8 protein-coding genes are annotated in these 12,257 nt (G+C 67.3%); 2 read left to right on the top strand and 6 right to left on the bottom strand.

The features are described 5' to 3' along the window. Positions 1–12: 12 nt before the first annotated feature. The gene (locus J2850_RS02435) at positions 13–1,263 is read left to right on the top strand and encodes an MFS transporter (RefSeq protein WP_209978469.1); all 1,251 of its coding nucleotides are present in this window, start codon (positions 13–15) and stop codon (positions 1,261–1,263) included. A 21-nt stretch (positions 1,264–1,284) separates the two neighbouring features. Here the strand turns inward: J2850_RS02435 and J2850_RS02430 are convergent, their stop codons facing one another. From J2850_RS02430 to dprA, 6 genes are all read right to left on the bottom strand, one after another. Continuing rightward, positions 1,285–2,580: an O-acetylhomoserine aminocarboxypropyltransferase gene (locus J2850_RS02430; protein ID WP_209978467.1), complete on the bottom strand. Its 1,296-nt coding sequence runs from the start codon at positions 2,578–2,580 to the stop codon at positions 1,285–1,287. A 19-nt stretch (positions 2,581–2,599) separates the two neighbouring features. Further along, a complete protein-coding gene (locus J2850_RS02425; RefSeq protein WP_209978465.1) occupies positions 2,600–3,136 on the bottom strand; it encodes a CoA-binding protein in 537 nt (178 codons plus the stop codon). Continuing rightward, entirely contained in the window at positions 3,133–3,939 is an 807-nt protein-coding gene (locus J2850_RS02420) for an enoyl-CoA hydratase (protein WP_209978464.1), read from the bottom strand. Before J2850_RS02420 ends, J2850_RS02425 begins: the two co-directional genes overlap by 4 nt. Positions 3,940–4,163: 224 nt before the next feature. Then, complete coding sequence (locus J2850_RS02415) at positions 4,164–5,978, bottom strand: tetratricopeptide repeat protein (RefSeq protein ID WP_209978462.1); 1,815 nt, start codon at positions 5,976–5,978, stop codon at positions 4,164–4,166. Positions 5,979–6,011: 33 nt separating this feature from the next. After that, entirely contained in the window at positions 6,012–8,816 is a 2,805-nt protein-coding gene (gene topA, locus J2850_RS02410; RefSeq protein ID WP_209978460.1) for a type I DNA topoisomerase, read from the bottom strand. A 46-nt stretch (positions 8,817–8,862) separates the two neighbouring features. Beyond that, entirely contained in the window at positions 8,863–9,984 is a 1,122-nt protein-coding gene (dprA, locus tag J2850_RS02405; RefSeq protein WP_209978458.1) for a DNA-processing protein DprA, read from the bottom strand. Between the two features lie 520 nt (positions 9,985–10,504). On the opposite strand from dprA, the gene J2850_RS02400 reads away from it, so the two are divergent. After that, the gene (locus J2850_RS02400) at positions 10,505–11,995 is read left to right on the top strand and encodes a methyl-accepting chemotaxis protein (protein WP_246512743.1); all 1,491 of its coding nucleotides are present in this window, start codon (positions 10,505–10,507) and stop codon (positions 11,993–11,995) included. Positions 11,996–12,257: the final 262 nt, after the last annotated feature.

The raw sequence follows: 12,257 nt of genomic DNA, 5'->3' as shown, positions 1-12,257 counted from the left end.
GGAGACGTTTCCATGAGCCAATCATCTTCGGGGGCGTCCCGGGGCGCGCTGCCCACCCCGACCTCGGCCCGGCTTTCGGTCGGTTTCGCCTGGGTCGGGCATTCGCTGATGCACATCGTGTCGGCGCTGTTCCTGACCATCGTGCTGGCGCTGGAAACCGAATGGAAGCTCTCCTATGACGAACTGATCCGGCTGTGGACGCTGGGATCCTTCATGATCGGGCTGGGGGCGCCTTTGGCCGGATGGCTGGGCGACCGCTGGAGTTCCGCCGGCATGATCGCGCTCTTCTACCTGATGACCGGTGCCGGCGCCGTGCTTGCCGGCCTGTCGGACGGGCCGACCATGCTGATGTGGTCGCTGGCGCTGCTCGGGCTGGGGGCGTCGATCTACCATCCCGTCGGCATGGCCTGGATGATGGCGAACGCCGAGAACCGCGGCAAGGCGATGGGGTGGCTCGGCCTGTTCGGAACCTTCGGCGTCGCCACCGCGGCCGTGGTCGCCGGCAGCCTGACCGAATGGCTCGACTGGCGCATGGCCTTCATCATCCCGGGCGTGCTCTGCCTCGGGCTTGGCGTGGTGCTCGCCCTGCTGATGATGGCCGGCGTCGTCCAGGACCGGCATGCCGACGTGAAGCCGCAGCCGGCACCGTCGCGCGGCGACGTGGTGCGCGCCTTCTTCGTGCTGTCGCTGACCATGGTCTGCGCCGGGTTGATCTTCAACGCGATGCAGGTGGTGCTGCCCAAGCTGTTCGAGGCCCGGCTCGGCGGATGGCTGGGCGGGGGCACCTTCGGGGTCGGCGGGCTGGTGACCGCGGTCTACCTGATCGCGGCGCTGCCGCAGATGATCGGCGGTGTGCTGGCCGACCGCCATTCGCTGAAGCGGGTGTACACGCTGTGCCTGCTGGTGCAGATCCCGATGATGGCGGCGGTCGCCGTGCTGTCCGACCTGCCGCTGGTCGCCGCGGCGGCGCTGGTGGTCATCGCCTCGCAGACGCAGATCCCGGCGGAGAACATGCTGCTCGCCCGCTACACCCCGGACAAGCACCGCGGGCTGGCTTTCGGCGCCAAATACATCCTGTCCTTCGGGGCCGGCCCGCTGGCGGTCCAGCTCGTCGCCTGGGTGTACGAGCGCACCGGCGAATTCACGATGCTCTATCTCACCCTGTCGGCGTTGGCCGCATTGGCTTTCTTCGCCGCCGTGCTGCTGCCGGACGACCGCAGGAAGGCGGAGCCGGCGGTCGAGCCGCTGCCGGCGGCGGAGTAGCCCGCCGCCGGCCGCAGGACCTTACCCGAGCGTCCCGGTCAGCGCCCGGTCCAGGTCGGCGATGATGTCCTCGGGCGTTTCCAGCCCGATCGACAGGCGGATCACGTCAGGCCCGGCACCGGCCGAGGCCTGCGCCTCCGCCGAAAGCTGTCGGTGGGTGGTCGAGGACGGGTGGATGATCAGCGAGCGGCTGTCGCCGATGTTGGCGAGGTGGCTGAACAGCTCGACGCTCTCCACCACCTTCACGCCGGCCTCGAAACCGCCCTTGACGCCGAAGGTCAGCACGGCACCGGCGCCGCGTGGCAGGTACTTCGTCGCCAGGGCGTGGTACTTCGACGACTCCAGCCCGGCATAGCTGACCCAGCTCACCGCCGGGTGGCCTTCGAGGAACCGTGCCACCTTCAGTGCGCTGTCGGCATGGCGCTGCATGCGCAGCGGCAGCGTCTCGATGCCGTTCAGCGTCAGGAAGGCGTTCATCGGCGCCTGGCTCGGCCCCAGGTCGCGCAGGCCGACGGCATGGCCGTGGATGGTGAAGGCGAGGTGGCCGAAGGTTTCGTGGAAGCGCAGGCCGTGATAGCCGGGATCCGGCTCGCTCAGCGCCGGGAAGCGGCCCGACTTGCTCCAGTCGAAGGTGCCGCTGTCGACCACGACGCCGCCGACCGAGCTGCCGTTGCCGGACAGGAACTTCGTGGTGGAGTGGACGACCAGCGTGGCGCCCCACTGGATCGGGTTGATCAGGTAGGGGGTGGCCAGCGTGTTGTCGACGATCAGCGGGATGCCGGCATCGGCGGCGATCTTCGCGACGGCCTCGATGTCGGTCACGACGCCGCCGGGATTGGCCAGGCTCTCGACGAAGATCGCCTTCGTCTTCTCGGTCAGCGCCGCCTTGACGGTGTCGACGTCGTCGGTGTCGACGAAGCTCGGCTGCCAGCCGAAGGCGCGCGGGAAGCTGATCCCGAGCTGGTTCAGCGAACCGCCATACAGCTTCTTCGACGCGACGATGTGGTCGCCCGGCGCCATCAGCGGGAACAGCGCCAGCAGCTGCGCCGCATGGCCGGACGAGGTCGCGGTGGCGCCGGCGCCGCCTTCCAGGTTCGCCAGCCGCTCCTCCAGCACCGCCACCGTCGGGTTGGTCAGGCGGGAATAGATGAAGCCGACCTTCTGGAGGTTGAACAGCGAGGCGGCATCGTCGACATCCTCGAAGACGAAGCTGGTGGTCTGGTAGATCGGCGTCTGCCGGGCGCCCGTCGCCGGGTCGGGTGCGGCGCCGGCATGGATGGCCCGGGTTTCGAAGCCGAAGCTCTTCGATTCAGACATCTGCGTGGTTCCCCCTTTGTCAGATCAGTTTCTTGAAGGATTTCGTCGGCGCCCGGCGGCGTGCCATCAGGACGTTGGAGTTGACGCCGATCCGGCCGATCTCTCCGTACAGCCGCTGGATCTCCATCTTGGGGCAGCGGTCCATCACCACGGTCAGGCCGGCCGCCTCGGCCCGCGCCGCCGCCTCGTCGTTGCGGACGCCGAGCTGCATCCACACCACCTTCGCACCCGCCGCGATCGCCTCGTCCGTCACCCCGCCGGCCGCGGCGGAGTTGCGGAAGACGTCGACCATGTCGGGAGGCTCCGGCAGGTCCTTCAGGCCGGCATGGACGGTCAGGCCGAGGATGGTCTGGCCGGCGAGCTTCGGGTTGATCGGGATGACCTCGTAGCCCTTGTCGCGCAGGTACTTCATCACGAAGAAGCTGGCCTTCACCGGATCGGCGCTGGCGCCCACCACGGCGATGCTCTTCACACGATCCAGCACCCCGCGCAGGAAAGCGTCGGTGTAATCCGCAGGTTCGGTGATCGTCGCTGCGGCGACATCTGGTCCGGTCATCGGCCGCACCAGACCGGCGCGCGCTTGCCCAGGAAGGCATCGATGCCCTCGGCGGCGTCCTGCGCCATCATGTTTTCCGTCATCACCCTGGCTGCATAGGCGTAGGCCGCCTCGGCATCCAGGTCGATCTGGCGGTAGAAGGCCTCCTTGCCCGTGGCGAGGGTCAGCGGCGACTTCGAGGCGATCTTGGCCGCGACCCCGTCCACCAGACGGTCAAGCTGGTCCGCCGGCACCGCGCGGTTGACGAGGCCGATGCGCGCCGCCTCCTCCGCGTCGATCAGGTCGCCCAGCAGCAGCATTTCCATCGCGGCCTTGCGCCCGACCGCGCGGGTCAGCGCCACCATCGGGGTCGAGCAGAACAGCCCGATGTTGACGCCCGGGGTCGCGAAGCGTGCCCCGTCCTCGCAATAGGCGAGATCGCAGGTCGCCACGAGCTGGCAGCCGGCCGCGGTCGCGACGCCGCGCACCTTGGCGATCACCGGCTGGCGGATGCGGTTGATCGTCAGCATCAGGCGTGAGCACTGGGTAAAAAGCGCCTCGTAGATTTCACGGGAGGGCGAGGCGCGCATCTCCTTCAGATCGTGCCCGGCGCAAAAGACGCCACCGGCCCCGGCCAGCACGACTGCACGCACGGACCGGTCTTCGTGGATGGCGTCCAGCACATCCTGAAGCGCCGCCATCAATCCCATCGACAGGGCGTTGCGCGCTTTGGGCCGGTTCAGCGTCAACGTGGCGATACCGTCACGGTCCTCGCGCAGGACCAGCGGCTGCTCGGTGTCGTGGGGCGATACTGCGGCGCTCATGGTTGTCGTCCTCCCGCATTGATTGGGTTGTGCACCGCCGGCAGCTTAACGCGCCGGCCCTGCCGGTAGCACGGGGAACCTGTGGATCCGAGGGAATGAGACGGCATACAAGGGAGAATTTCAACACGAATATCTGCTATTAAGTCAGGAAAAAATACTAAACTAGTAGGAAAATGTGATGGGGAACGTATGGATCAGACTCGGCGCGTCTCGCCGAACGTCGATCAGGCCGAGAAGTGAAGGCGTCCGGCGATGTAGGTAAGGCCGGCCTCGACCGTTTCGCCAGCTGCGACCTGCCGGCCGCAATCCAGGAACTGCACGGCCTGCTGCCAATGCCGCGAATCCGCCCCGGGGGCGGTGGACAGGACCGTCCTGTCGTCGATGTGCAGTTCGAACCAGAAGGCGATGGCATGCAAGGCACCATCGGCTGAGATCGGCAGGCCGGCCGAGCCGACCGGTCCATGGGCGGGCGGGTTGCGCAGGTCGATCCAGCAGACATCCGTGGGCGGTCCCAGCGGCCGGTGCGGCAGGTCGTTCAACGCCAGCACCATGTAGGAGGGGTTGCGATAAGCCTCCAGGCGCGACAGGTCGAAGCCGGCGACGGTGCCGACGGGATTGACGCTCCGCAAGGCGGGACATTCGATGGGCATGGCCTTGATGACGGCGCCCTTCGGCAGGATGGCGGCGTCCGGCTTCACCAGGGCGCGGGCCGCCTTGGCCACGCTCGCCGCGACGCCTTCGCCGAGAAGCCCGGCATCCAGGATTTCGGAAATCAGCAGGTCGGCCGGTTCGGGGAGATCCGTTCCGACGCGCAACTCCGACGACCGCTTGTTGATGACGGTTATCCGGTCCGCCAAGCCGTTATCGGAGATGATGCCGCGTGCGAGCTCCGCCAGTGGCCGGGACAGTTCGCAGGTATAGACGTGGGCGGCGCCGGCCCTGGCGGCCATCAGGGCGAGCAGCCCGGCGCCGGTGCCGATCTCCAGAACGATCATTCCCGGCTTTACCGCGGCGTCGATCGCACGCTGGTAGGCGGCGTTGCGTGCCTGATCCGCCAGCATGGTGAAATGCCATGCAGGGAACTGTCGGCCGAGCACCCGGCGCAGCTCGAGGTCGGCCGCCTGGAAGGAGGGCTGGATGGCCAGCGCCCGGCGGTATCCGGCCACCGCAGCGCCCATGTCGCTGCGGTCCTTCTCCACCGACGCGAGGCTGTACCAGGCTTCTGCATCGCCGGGCGCCAGGGCGAGCGTCCGGCGGTATCCGGCGACAGCAATCCCGAGACTGCCCGACTCGTGATGGAGGCCGGCATGGTTGAAGTGCGCTTCCGGCAGCATCGGAGCCTGCCGGAGCAGGTCGTCGAGGAGGGCGATGGCCTTGTCCACCGCGCCGGACCGCGATAGCGCGGCTGCGGCGCGAAGGGTGGTGCCGGGCGAGTGCGGAGCCTGGCGGGCAACCCGCAGGAACGCGAGGGCCGCGGCGTCCGGACGGTCCGCTTCCAGCAGGTCGGCGGTCGCATGACGTGCCGGAACATGGGCGGGCGACAGCACGAGGCAGCGACGGAAGCTGGCCAGCGCCTCGCCGTTGCGACCGAGCCGGCGCAGCAGGACGCCGCAATTGTACGGCGCCTCCTCCTTCTGCGGGTCGAGGTGGACGCAACGCCGCGCGATGGTCAGCGCCTCCGCGGGATCGTCGGTCATCGCCGCCAGATTGCCCAGGGCGTCGGGATGGTCGGGCGCCAGGGCCAGGGCCACGCGGCAGCAGGCGCGCGCGTCGCCGGCCCGCCCGGCAGCCTTCAGGGCATTCGCAGCGTTCGACCGGTAGGAGGGCTGGTCGGGTGAAAGCCGGATCGCCGTCCGGAACGAAGCAAGCGCCTCCTCCGCCCGCCCGATCTGCGCCAGTGCCACCCCCAGGAGGTGATGGGCGTCCGCCTGCCGGCCATCCGCCTCGATGATGCGCCGATAGAGGGTGGCGGCTGCGTCGAGGCGGCCGGAGGCGTGATGGTCGAGCGCTGCCAGCAGGGCTTCTCGGATGGTCGCCATTGCTCAGCCCCGGCCATCGGCCTCCGGTTGGGGTCAGGATGCCTTCGCGGCCTTCTTCTTCGGCGCGTCGGCCTCTGCCGGGGCGTCCTTGGCCGGGGCGTCCTTGGCCGCCTTTGCCTTGGTCGCCTTCTTGGCTGCGGGCTTCTTCGCCGTGGCCTTCGCCTTTGCCGGCTTCTCCGTCTCGGCGCCGTCGGCCTTGGCCGGCTCGGCATCCTTCGGGGCCTTGCCCTTCTTGGCGGCGTCCTTGGCGACTTTGGCGTCGATCAGTTCCAGGGCCTGCTCGAGCGTGACGCCTTCCGGGTCGGTACCCTTGGGGATCGAGGCATAGACGCTGGCATGCTTCACGTAGGGTCCGAAGCGGCCCGAGCCCATGGTGATCGGCTTGCCGGTCTTGGGGTGGTCGCCCAGTGTCTTTGCCGGGGCCGACGCCTTCTTGGCCGCACCGGCCAGCAGGTCGACGGCGCGGTTGATGCCGATGGTCAGCACATCGTCGTCGGGCGTCAGCGACTTGTAGACGCTGCCATGCTTCAGGTAGGGGCCGAAGCGGCCGATGCCGGCACTGATCTCCTCGCCGGTCTCCGGATGGTTGCCGATGGCGCGGGGCAGCGCCAGCAGCTTCAGCGCGGTGTCGAGGTCGACATCGGCGGCGGCCATGCCTTTGGGCAGGGACACGCGCTTGGGCTTCGGCGCATCGTCCTTCTTCTTTTTCTTCGCCTTCTTCTTGCCGTCGGCCGGGGTTTCGGCGGCAGGTTCCTCGGCGGGCACGGCAGGCGCGGCGGCCGCCGGTGCCGGGCCGAGCTGGATGTAGGCGCCGAACGGTCCGCGGCGGACCGACACCGGAAGGCCGGTCTCGGGGTCGTTGCCGAGTTCGCGCGGCCCTTCCTGCCCGTCGCCGTTCTCGTCGTTGGCGACGGCAAGCGGTCGGGTGTACCGGCATTCGGGATAGCGCGAGCAGCCGATGAAGGCGCCCATCTTGCCCAGCTTCAACCCGAGACGGCCTTCGCGGCAGACCGGGCAGACCCGCGGGTCATGGCCGTCCTCCGACGGGGCGGGGAAGAAATGCGCGCCCAGCTCGTTGTCGAGCGTGGTCAGGACCTGGGTGATCGTCAGGTCCTTGGTGCCGTTCACCGCAACGTCGAAGGCAGTCCAGAAGTCGCGCAGGACGGTCTTCCAATCGACCTTGCCGTCGGAGATCTCGTCGAGCTGGTTTTCCAGCTCCGCGGTGAAGTTGTATTCGACGTAGCGGTGGAAGAAGTTTTCCAGGAAGGCCGTCACCAGCCGGCCGCGGTCTTCCGGGATGAAGCGGCGCTTGTCCAACCGGACGTAATTGCGGTCCTGCAGGACCTGGAGAATCGATGCGTATGTCGACGGCCGGCCGATCCCCAGCTCCTCCAGCTTCTTGACCAGGCTGGCTTCGGAATAGCGCGGCGGCGGCTGGGTGAAATGCTGATCCGGCGTGATCTCGCCACGGTCGAGCGCGTCGCCCTGGTCCATCGCCGGAAGGCGGCGCTCCTGCTGGTCGTCCTCGGCCGCATCGTCGCGGTCTTCCTGATAGACCTTGAGAAAGCCGTCGAACACGACGATGGAACCGGTGGCGCGCAGCACGACGTCCTTCGACGGGCTGGCGATGTCCACCGCCACCTGGTCCAGCACCGCGCTTTCCATCTGGCTGGCCAGGGTGCGCTTCCAGATCAGTTCGTAGAGCCGCAGCTCGTCCTGCTCCAGGTGCGAGGCAACGGAGTCCGGGCGGCGGTGCAGGTCGGTTGGGCGGATGGCCTCGTGGGCCTCCTGCGCGTTCTTGGCCGCCGTCTTGTAGACGCGGGGCTGCGCCGGCACGTAGCGCTCGCCAAATTGCGTGCCGATCAGGCCGCGCGCCGAATCGATGGCTTCCTGCGACAGGCTGACGCCGTCGGTTCGCATGTAGGTGATCAGGCCGACCGTCTCGCCGCCGATGTCGACGCCCTCGTAGAGCTTCTGGGCGGTGCGCATCGTGCGGGTGGCGCCGAAGCCAAGCTTGCGCGAGGCTTCCTGCTGCAGGGTGGAGGTGGTGAAGGGCGGCGACGGGTTGCGGCGGCTCTGCTTGCGCTCGACCTGCGACACTGCGAAGGCCTGGGGACGGATGCGCGCAACCGCCGCTTCCGCGGCCTCGCGGTTGGGCAAGCCGAACTTGTCGAGCCGCTTGCCGTCGAGCTGGGACAGCGATGCGGTGAAGGCGGCGCCGGCCGGCGTGGTGAAGCCCACCGCGATCGACCAGTATTCCTGAGGCTTGAAGACCTCGATCTCCGACTCGCGCTCGCAGATCAGCCGCAGGGCGACCGACTGCACGCGGCCGGCCGACTTGGAGCCCGGCAGCTTGCGCCAGAGCACCGGCGAAAGGGTGAAGCCGACAAGATAGTCGAGCGCCCGGCGTGCCAGGTAGGCGTCGACCAGTTCCCGCGAAACGTCGCGCGGGTTCGCGAGCGCGGCCTGGACGGCGCTCTTGGTGATCTCGTTGAAGGTGATGCGGCGCACGTCGCGCTCGTCCGAGAGGTGCTTCTCGCGCAGCAGCTCCGACAGGTGCCAGGCGATCGCCTCTCCTTCGCGATCCGGGTCGGTTGCGAGATAGACGCGTTCGGCCGACTTCACCGCCTTGGCAATCTCGTCGATGTGGCGCTTGGAGCGGTCGCCCAGCTCCCAGTCCATCGCGAAATCCTCATCCGGGCGCACCGATCCGTCCCGCGCCGGAAGGTCGCGGACATGGCCGAAGCTGGCGATGACGGTGTAGTCGTCGCCCAGATACTTGTTGATGGTCTTCGCCTTGGCCGGCGATTCGACGATGACGACGTTGCTGCCCGGCAAGAAACCAACCCTTCGCGTGTGCCCACACAGACCAAGGCGGCGCCGATCAGGCGAGTGAGACCTGATGACCGGGAAGACGCTGGACTCGGCCGGCAAGCTCAAGTTCAAGCACCACGGTCAGCACCACCGGAGCGGACAATTGGCACCCGCGGACGAGTTCGTCAATGGTGACGGGGGAGGGACCCAGGTTTTCGAGCACCAGGGAACGGGCCTTGGCGAGGTCGGCTTCCCCCGGTTCAGCCGCCCTCGCGGCCGAGAAAAGATCCGCCTCGCGCTCGCGCACCGCGGGTGGTCGCATGGTCTCGATGGCCTGCAGCACATCTTCGGCCCGCTCCACCAGCGTCGCTCCCTGGCGCAGCAGGTTGTTGGTTCCGTGGCAGCGGGGGTCGAGCGGCGAACCGGGCACGGCCATCACCTCCCGTCCCTGTTCCAGCGCCATCCGCGCGGTGATCAGCGAACCGGACCGCAGGGCGGCCTCCACCACCAGGACCCCCAGGGACAGGCCGGAAATCACCCGGTTGCGTCGTGGGAAATGCCGAGCCTGGGGTTGCGTGCCGATCGGGCTTTCCGCCACCACGGCCCCTTGCGCCACGATGTCGCGGTAGAGCTGCTCGTTCTCCGGCGGGTAGACGACGTCGATGCCGCCTGCCAGGACCGCGGCGGTTCCGCCGGCAAGCGCACCGGTGTGAGCCGCGGTGTCGATGCCGCGGGCAAGACCGGAGACCACGAGAAGCCCGGCCGCTCCAAGATCGCGCGCCAGCGATTCGGCAAACTTCTTGCCGTTCAGCGAGGCGTTGCGTGCGCCGACGATGGCAACGGCACGGCGGCGCAGCAGGTGGGCATGGCCCATCACCGAGATCACCGGCGGCGCGTCGTCCACCGCCGCCAGCGGTTCCGGATAATCGGGTTCTCCGGCGCAGAGCAGCCGGGCGCCGAAGCGCCGGTTCGCCTGCATCTCCCGTTCCGCATCCGCCTTGGACAGGATGCGCAGCGGCTTGGCGCGCCCGCCGCGTTTGGCCAGATCGGGCAGCGCGTCCAACGCCGCAGCGGCACTTCCATACTGCTCGATCAGGCGGTGAAAGGTGATCGGCCCGACATTTTCCGTCCGGATCAGCCGGAGGCGGTCGAGCCGTTCAGTGTCGGTCAAGGGGCGGGCGGGTTGTATCATCTCATGAATTTACAACCATGTAGCTTGGCCTTTCAACACTCATTCGTGTGGATGAGAGGCCAAGCTGTCCATTTCCATGGTGCCGGATGGGCGATGCGGGCGGATGTGAGCCGAGGATGGGGCTTCAAGAGGCTATGGTTTCGTGTCGTTGGCGTCGCTTCGAAGCGGTGCCGAGTTCAACACGAGGTGGCCGGCCTGCCGCCTCCGGCAATCATGCGGGCGGGAGCCCGTGTTTATACGTGCCACACGGGGGTGCTGCGGTCGCAAAAGCCGCGATGATGCGGCACTTGTTCTTCGCGTCGGCAGAAATCATAAGTGATAGAGAAGATATGGACATCATATTTTCCTGGCAAAAATATTCCCCCTTTGGCCATTTGAAAAATTGCAGAACTGGTTCGCATTTGCAAGCCGGGTCCGGAGGTTTCTTTCAAGACGCTAAGGATTTTTACGAAATTTGGGATTTACCCGAATAGAAAGACCTTCCTGCTCATGGATAATCGCCCCGCATCAACGAACGCGGATGAGGCAGGCGATGTTCGGTCGGGGGAAAATCAATCGGGCGCTGGCACAGAAGATGGCGGCGCTCGATGCCTTGCGGGCGAAGGTGATGGTCGCGGACGAGGATTTGACCATCGTCCATGTCAATCCCGCGGCGGTGGCGCTGCTGCGCGAGGCGGAGGCGGACTTGCGCAAGGAGCTTCCGCGGCTCGATGTCAGCCGGCTGGTCGGCAGCAACATCGACATCTTCCACAAGAATCCGGGCCACCAGCGCCAGTTGCTGGGCCGATTGACCAAACCCTACGGCGCCACCATCAAGGTCGGCGGCCACCAGTTCGACCTGCTGGTCACGCCGCTGACCGAGAACGGCAAGCGCATCGGCTTCGTGGTCGAATGGGCCGACGCCAAGGAGCGGCTCGAAAACCTCGACTATGCGGCGCAGATGGCGGCGATCAGCCGGTCGCTGGCAGTGATCGAGTTCACCACCGACGGCATCATCACCAAGGCCAACGAGAACTTCCTGCGGGCGATGGGCTATCGCCTCGACGAGGTGGTCGGCAAGCACCACAGCATGTTCGTCGAGGCGTCCTACCGCAGCAGTTCCGAATACGCCCTGTTCTGGGACACCCTGAAGCGGGGCGAGTTCCAGGCGGCGCAGTACAAGCGGATCACCAAGGCCGGCGAGGCGGTGTGGATCGAAGGCGCCTACAACCCGATCTTCGACGAGAAGGGCAAGGTGGCGAAGGTCGTGAAGTTCGCGGTGGACGTCACCGCGCAGGTCACGCTGCTGAGCAACCTGAAGGTCATGATCGACAGGAATTTCGGCGAGATCGACCAGGCACTGAGTGTGTCGACGGGCGAAGCCGCCTCTGCCAACACCGCGGCGGATGCCACGTCGCAAAGCGTGCAGATGGTCGCGGCCAGCGCGGAGGAGTTGGTGGCCTCGATCGGCGAGATCGCGCAGAGCATGACCCGCGCCCGCGCGGCGACCGACGGTGCCTTCGACCGCACCGTCACGGTGGCGGAAAGCACCGACCGGCTGGCCGCCGCCGCCCAGGCGATGAACGGGATCGTCGGGCTGATCAACAGCATCGCCGGCCAGATCAACCTGCTGGCGCTGAACGCCACCATCGAGGCGGCGCGGGCCGGCGAGGCCGGCAAGGGCTTCGCCGTCGTGGCGTCGGAGGTGAAGAACCTCGCCAACCAGGCCGGCAAGGCGACCGAGCAGATCTCCGCCGAGATCGAGGGCATCCAGACAACCTCCGTGGAGGTTGCCAACGCGCTCGCCGCCATCCGTGAGGCCGTCGCGACCGTGCGGGAGCATGTGATCGGCACGGCGTCGGCAGTGGAGGAACAGAGCGCGGTCACCCAGACCATGTCGTCCAGCATGCAGAGCGCGTCTGCCGCGGTGTCGATGGTCACATCCAACATCACCGCCATCTCGGCCACTGTCGAGCAGGTTGCCGGCGCCGTCGGCCGCACCAAGGAGGCGGCGCTTGTCCTCGTCCGCTGAGCAGACAGGGTAGGGGGCCCGGTGCACCTCCTCTCTGCCGTCCCGCCCGGCCGCCGCCCCCTCAGAGTCCGTCTGATGCTTATTGAAGCGCCAGACAGACTCCAAGATTTTGATTTTTCCTGTGATTCACGCTTCCAGCGATTCCGCTTGAACCGATCACGCTCTAGTACTACAGCCGGGATCGATTTGCGGTCCGCTTGTTGAAGGCTTCATCCTACCGCAGGGAGGTTGGGATGGCGACGGCAACGGAAGCGGCGAGTTG

The sequence above is a fragment of the Azospirillum picis genome (assembly GCF_017876115.1).
Lineage (GTDB): Bacteria > Pseudomonadota > Alphaproteobacteria > Azospirillales > Azospirillaceae > Azospirillum > Azospirillum picis.
The sequence above is the reverse complement of the archived record's forward strand: the minus strand, read 5'-3'. Positions and strand labels throughout refer to the sequence as shown.